This is a genomic window from Arhodomonas sp. KWT, assembly GCF_010993615.1.
The window spans coordinates 1-631 of record NZ_WNXE01000962.1; the positions used below are offsets into that span (position 1 = coordinate 1).

The window sequence follows — 631 nt, forward strand, 5'->3', positions numbered from 1 at the left end:
AGCAGGCCGTGCCACGGATAGCGTCCCAGGGCCACCAGCTCGCGGCCGGTCAGGCTCTCGGTGTCCGGCAGGCGCTGGGGGAGGTAGGCCACCTCGCGTGCGAAGGCGCGCCCGCCCCAGCGCGATAGCTCACGGCCCTGAAAGCGGATCATGCCGCCGGAGGGGGAATGCTGCCCCGCGAGAAGCTTGACCAGGGTCGACTTCCCGGAGCCGTTGTGCCCGATCAGCCCGTAGACAAGACCCGCTTCCAGCGAAAGGTCGGTGGGCTGGAGAATGCGCCGGCCCTCGACCTCGAAACTCGCCCCCTTGACCTCAAACACGTCCGCGTCCGCCTGCTGTCCGCTTGCCCAGTGGGAACCGTGTCGATGATAGCCATAACGGGAATGGTTATCAATTGCGCAGGAAGGCGATAGACTGATTCTCCCGAACGCCACTACTGATCGAGCGACCGCCGTGATCCCCGCTCTCGAGCCCCTGTTTCCCGGTGAGTTCGCGGCCTACGGCGAGTGGCTCGTGGCCGCGGAGGCACCGGATTCGGACGTGACCGTCCCCGTGCCGGCACTGCTGGAGGCGGGCGGCCTGGAGCCGTACCTGGAACGGATGCATCCGGGATTCGTGCCGTCGGCCCGCC

Annotated in this window: 1 protein-coding gene; it reads right to left on the reverse strand. The window is 67.7% G+C overall.

What is annotated here, in order from left to right; translation table 11 throughout:
- The coding region (locus G7A99_RS23560) for an ATP-binding cassette domain-containing protein (protein ID WP_163144483.1) at positions 1 to 320 on the reverse strand (320 nt) is incomplete at its 3' end.
- Positions 321 to 631: the final 311 nt, after the last annotated feature.